Annotated in this window: 4 protein-coding genes and 2 pseudogenes; 4 read left to right on the forward strand and 2 right to left on the reverse strand. The window is 65.5% G+C overall.

Annotated elements, in window-relative coordinates; translation table 11 throughout:
* From AUC71_RS21250 to AUC71_RS11290, 4 genes and pseudogenes are all read left to right on the forward strand, one after another.
* A pseudogene (locus AUC71_RS21250) lies at positions 1–998 on the forward strand (toprim domain-containing protein); the annotation flags it as partial.
* 111 nt (positions 999–1,109) lie between these two features.
* Positions 1,110–1,550: pseudogene (locus tag AUC71_RS21255) on the forward strand (DNA gyrase subunit B); the annotation flags it as partial.
* Positions 1,547–1,729, forward strand: a complete 183-nt coding sequence (locus tag AUC71_RS11285; RefSeq protein ID WP_069624346.1) for a hypothetical protein — start codon at positions 1,547–1,549, stop codon at positions 1,727–1,729. The pseudogene AUC71_RS21255 and the gene AUC71_RS11285, both read left to right, overlap by 4 nt.
* 129 nt (positions 1,730–1,858) lie before the next feature.
* Positions 1,859–3,925, forward strand: a complete 2,067-nt coding sequence (locus AUC71_RS11290; protein ID WP_069624347.1) for a transglycosylase domain-containing protein — start codon at positions 1,859–1,861, stop codon at positions 3,923–3,925.
* Between the two features lie 10 nt (positions 3,926–3,935).
* Here the strand turns inward: AUC71_RS11290 and AUC71_RS11295 are convergent, their stop codons facing one another.
* Positions 3,936–4,778: a M48 family metallopeptidase gene (locus AUC71_RS11295; RefSeq protein ID WP_069624348.1), complete on the reverse strand. Its 843-nt coding sequence runs from the start codon at positions 4,776–4,778 to the stop codon at positions 3,936–3,938.
* Positions 4,779–4,867: 89 nt separating this feature from the next.
* The coding region (gene phaZ / locus AUC71_RS11300; protein WP_141701628.1) for a polyhydroxyalkanoate depolymerase at positions 4,868–5,525 on the reverse strand (658 nt) is incomplete at its 5' end.

Genomic DNA, 5,525 nt, shown 5'->3' on the forward strand with positions numbered 1-5,525 from the left:
GGTCTGAAAGACTTCCTCGCCGACCGCATCGAAGGTCTGACCACCGTCACCAACGACATGTTTGCCGGACGTGTCGAGAAATCAGAAGGGCATGGTTCGGTCGAGTGGGCGATTGCCTGGGTCAATGCCGACGGATTCTTGAACTCCTACTGCAACACCGTGCCGACACCGGACGGCGGCACGCACGAGGCGGGCTTGCGCGCGGCGCTGACCAAGGGCTTGCGCGCCTATGGCGAACTCGCCGGGGTCAAACGCGTGTCACAGATCACCGCCGATGACGTGCTCGGCACGGCCGCCGCCATGCTGTCGGTGTTCATCCGCGAACCTGAATTTCAGGGCCAGACCAAAGACCGGCTGGCAACGCAGGAAGCGGCGCGCATCGTCGAGAACACCGTGCGCGATTCCTTCGATCATTGGCTGACCGGCCATCCCAATCAGGCGAGCCGCCTGCTCGACTGGGTGGTGGATCGTTCCGAGGAGCGCCTGAGGCGGCGCAAAGAGAAAGAAGTCGGGCGGCAGACGGCGACACGGCGCTTGCGCCTGCCCGGCAAGCTCGCCGATTGTGCCTCGACCGGCGCCGAAGGCACCGAAATCTTCATTGTCGAGGGCGATTCCGCCGGAGCTCCGCCAAGCAGGCGCGCGACCGCGCGACGCAGGCCGTGCTGCCTCTGCGCGGCAAGATCCTCAACGTGGAGCGCGCGCGCATCGACAAGATGCTGTCGAGCCAGGAAATCGGGACGCTCATCACCGCGCTCGGCACGGGCATCGGCGATGAGTTCGACGTGGGGAAGCTCCGCTACCACAAGATCATCATCATGACGGACGCGGACGTGGACGGCTCGCATATCCGCACGCTGCTGCTCACCTTCTTCTACCGGCAGATGCTGCCGATCATCGAGGCGGGTCATCTCTTCATCGCCCAGCCTCCGCTCTACAAGGTGAAGCGCGGCAACCAGGAGCGCTATCTCAAGGACGAGACAAGCCTCCAGGACTATCTGATCGGCGAGGGGCTCGAAGACGCCGTGCTCCTGACAGGCGACAACGCCGCGCGGGCCGGCGGGGATTTGCGCGACATCGTCAATCAGGCGCGCAAGATCACGAGCATCCTGAGTGGTCTGCACAACCGCTACCCGCGCTTCATCATCGAGCAAGCGGCCATCGCCGGGGCGCTTGCCCCGAAATTCCTCAAAGACGCCGAGGAAGCGCAAGAGGCGGCCGCCTATATCGCGCGGCGGCTCGACGTGCTGTCGGAGGAGACCGAGCAGGGCTGGCACGGCGAGGCGTTGCCCGAGGGCGGGCTTCGCTTCTGGCGGGAGCTGCGCGGCGTGATGGAATCCCATCTGATCGACGGGCCGTTCATCGCCTCCGCCGACGCGCTCAAGCTCGACCAGTATGCGGGGCATCTGCAAGAGGTCTATGCCAAGCCGGCCACCTTGAAGCGCAAGGAGACGCGCCTGTTCGTCTACGGCCCGTCCGACCTGTTGAGCGCGGTGATGGAGACCGGCCAGAAGGGCTATCGCTCCAGCGCTACAAGGGCCTCGGAGAGATGAACCCCGACCAGCTGTGGGCGACCACGCTCGATGTGGAGAGCCGCACCATCTTGCAAGTGAAGATCAAGGAAGGCGAGGACGCCGACGACATCTTCTCGCGGCTGATGGGCGACGTGGTCGAGCCCCGGCGCGAGTTCATCCAGGACAACGCGCTACAGGTCGCCAATCTGGACGTTTAGCCGTCGGGCGCCACATCCTTAACGCCATGGCAAGGCGCGGCCCTTAAGGTTTCCACGCTGAGAGCCTTGCGATTCTCTCCTTTCGGCGGCGAGTGTCGTTTTCCGTATGTTTTCTAAGCGTGAGTTGACATGAGCGGCGCCAAGCGCAGGCCCAAACCTCAAGGCGCAGGCCGCCGGCGCGTGGCGCCAAAGACGCTTTCGCGGCGCAGGCCGCCGTCAAAGCGCCGCCCGCAACGAAAGCGCGCGAGCGCCTGGATGCGCCTCAAGCGCGCCGCCCGGCGCCATCCTTACGTCTTCAAGGCCTTGCGCTTCGGCATGCTGGCCGCGATCTGGGGCACGATCGTGCTCGGCGGCGCGGTCGTTTATTTCATCTCGCGGGTGCCGGACCCGCTGCTCGCCACGCTCGACAACCGGCCGCCCAATGTCACCATTGTCGCCGCCGATGGCGCGGTGCTCGCCGAGCGGGGCTTGCGCCGGGGCCATATTCGCGTCGACGTGCTGCCCGACCATCTCATCAAGGCGGTGATGGCGACGGAGGACCGGCGGTTCTATTCGCATTTCGGCATCGATCCTTTGGGCCTTGCGCGCGCCAGCTACCGCAATCTCACCGCCGGCACCGTGGTCGAGGGGGGCTCGACCATCACCCAGCAGCTCGCCAAGAACCTCTTCCTCAGACCTGAGCGCACGATGGTCCGCAAGCTCGAAGAGCTGATCTACTCGGTGTGGCTGGAGCAGCGCTTCACCAAGGACGAGATCCTCGAGCTCTATCTCAACCGGGTCTATTTCGGCGGCGGCACGTACGGCGTGGAGGCGGCGGCCAGGCATTATTTCGGCAGGTCGGCGCGCGACGTCTCCCTGCCCCAGTCGGCGATGCTCGCAGGTCTTCTGAAGGCGCCGTCGCGCTACGCGCCGACACGCAGCGTCAAGGCGGCCAGCGCCCGGGCCGAGGTCGTGCTCGACAACATGGTGGATGCGGGTTTCCTCACCGAGAAGCAAGCAAGCGCCGCGGGACACGAGCCCTTGGAGCTCCGCGCCAAGGGCGACGATACCGGCTATCCTTACGCGGTCGACTGGGTGGCGGAGCTCCTGCCGGAATATGTGGGCGAGCATGACGGCGCGCTGATCGTCGACACGACGATCGATGCGCGGCTCCAGCGCGCCAGCCAAGAGCAGCTCCGCAAGCTGCTCGACGGCGAAGGCCGCGCGCTGCACGCGGGCGAAGGCGCCGTGGTGGTGCTCGACCCCGCGACCGGCGCGGTGAAGGCCTTGGTCGGCGGCCGCTCCTACAAAGCCAGCCCTTACGACCGGGCGCTGAAGGCCCGCCGCCAGCCGGGTTCGGCCTTCAAGCCGTTCGTCTATCTGACGGCGCTGGAAGCGGGCTACTCGCCGGATTCGATCGCCTATGACGGGCCGGTCAATATCGGCGGCTGGCAGCCCAAGAACTACACGAACGACTACAAGGGCAACGTCTCGCTCCGCTACGCCATGGCCCATTCGCTCAACACCGTGGCCGTCAAGCTGACGTCGCAGGTGGGGCCTCAGCGCGTGATGCAGACGGCGCAGCGCCTCGGCATCGGTTCCGAGTTGCATGCCCAGCCCTCGATCGCGCTCGGCACCGGCGAAGTGACGCTGCTGGAACTCGCGGGCGCCTATGCTCCATTTGCCAATGGGGGCATGCGCGTCTTGCCCCATGTGATTACCCGCATCCGCAACGGTGACGGCAAGGTGCTGTATCAGCGGCGCAAATCGGCCACCGGCCAGGTGGTGGCGCTCCACAACGTGGGCGCCATGAACGACATGCTGAATTCGGCGATGGTGCGCGGCACCGGCAAGCGCGCGGCGATTCCCGGCCACGTGGCCGGCGGCAAGACCGGCACGACCCAGAACTCGCGCGATGCCTGGTTCGTGGGCTACACGGCCCATTACGTGGCCGGCGTGTGGATCGGCAATGACGACAACACGCGCATGAAAAAAGTCACGGGCGGCACGCTGCCGGCATCGCTCTGGCACGACATCATGCTCTATGCGCATCAGGACAAGGCGCCGTTGCCGCTGCCTGGCACGCGTGGGCCGAGATCCAGCCAAGACGCCATCGCCGCCCGGCTGCCCTTCGGCGCCCAAGCCGACACCATCAAGAGCACCAGCCAAGACCGGCCGTTCTATCAGCGCGTCTTCGGCTTTTTCGGCGGCGGCTAGTTTCTCTGACCTATTCGATGCTGGCGGTGGGCGACACGCCTTGCGAGGGCTGGGACAGGCCTTCGGCCCCATAGGCATGCAGGCTGGAGCCGTGCTTGTGCAGCCAGTTTCGCGCCTCCTCGTGCCGCGGCATGGTGCGCGCCACCAGGGCCCAGAAGCGCGGGCCGTGGTTCATATGGCCGAGGTGAGCCACCTCATGCGCCGCCAGATAGTCGAGCACGAAGGGCGGCGCCAGCACCAGCCGCCAGGAGAAGGAGAGGGCGCCGGACGTGGAACATGAGCCCCAGCGCGTGGTCTGATCGCGGACGAAGATGCGCTTCGGCTTCAGGTTCAGGCGCTTCGCATGCAGGTCCACCCGCAGCTTGAGGTCGAAATGGGCTTGGCGTTTCAGCCAATCGAGCAGGCGGCGCGGTGCGTGCTCCTCCTCGCCGGAAACATGGAGACGCGGCAGGCGCCTCTTGGCCACGCGTGCGCCGGCCGGCCAGGCCGGAGCGATCTTCGCGTCTTCGGGCTCCTCGACCCACACCACGCCACGGCGGCGCACGGAGCCTTCGAAGCGCAGGACATGAGCCAGGCCGCGCAAGGGAATGATCGCGCCTTCGGTGAAGGGAACAGGCTCAGGCAGGCCCGCGACGCGCTCCTTCAGCCAGTCCAAATGTCGCGAGAGAAACTCGTCCGCCTCGGCGAAGCTCGAATAGGCCGGCATGGTCAGAACGGCGCCCCGGCGGGCTTCGCTGACCTGAAGACTGAAGCGGCGCGCACGGACGCTCCGCCGGAGCAGCATGGGGATGTCCAAGCCCCTGATTTTGACTTCTATGGTCTCGCCCCGCCCGAGGTTGAGCCGCTTCAGCATGCCAAGCTCCCTACTGCTACACTTGGTTGGCCACCGAATCTGAGGAACCCAACGTAGCACAGGGGTTTGCGGGAACGCTCGCCTGTGGTTTAGGCAACCCGGGCCAAAGCGCGCTTGAGCACGCTTCTAGGGCGCTGGTGGGCTCTGATAAAACCCCGGATTTTCGGCAAAATTTCGCCCCGGAAGCGCGAACCATTAAAAACGCCGTAGTGGCCCACGTCAGGCTGCAAATGGTGCTCGCGCATGCCTTCGGGGAGGTTTTTGCACAATGTTTGGGCAGCCTTGGTCTGGCCGATCCCGGAGATATCGTCCTTCTCGCCCTCGACCGTCATCAGCGCCACCCGATGGACCTTGGAGGGGTCCACAGGCGTGCCCCGGTGGTGCATTTCGCCCTTGGGGAGCCTGTGCTCCAGGAACACGGTCTCGATGGTCTGGAGATAGTACTCGCCCGTGAGATCCATCACCGCCAGGAACTCATCGTAGAATTCCCGGTGCTTGTCGGCGGAGTCGCCATCGCCGCGAATCAGATTGTGGAACAGATCGCGGTGGGCATGCAGGTGCCGGTCTATATTCATGCCCATGAAGCCCGAGAGCTGAAGGAAGCCCGGATAGACGAGACGCATCATGCCGGGATAGGGCCACGGCACTTGGGTGATGACGTTGCGGCGAAACCAGCTCAGGGGCTTGGTCACGGCGAAGCGATTGACGGCGGTCGGGCTTTCGCGCGCGCGTCGGCCGCCGCGACTC

Origin of the sequence: Methyloceanibacter marginalis (genome assembly GCF_001723295.1) — a bacterium.
Taxonomy (GTDB): Bacteria; Pseudomonadota; Alphaproteobacteria; order Rhizobiales; family Methyloligellaceae; genus Methyloceanibacter; species Methyloceanibacter marginalis.

Bases quoted from the DNA above. Each gene is read 5' to 3' on its own strand.
- AUC71_RS11290 (WP_069624347.1), top strand. From the start codon at position 1,859: ATGAGCGGCGCCAAGCGCAGGCCCAAACCTCAAGGCGCAGGCCGCCGG.
- AUC71_RS11285 (WP_069624346.1), top strand. From the start codon at position 1,547: ATGAACCCCGACCAGCTGTGGGCGACCACGCTCGATGTGGAGAGCCGC.
- AUC71_RS11295 (WP_069624348.1), bottom strand. From the start codon at position 4,778: ATGCTGAAGCGGCTCAACCTCGGGCGGGGCGAGACCATAGAAGTCAAA.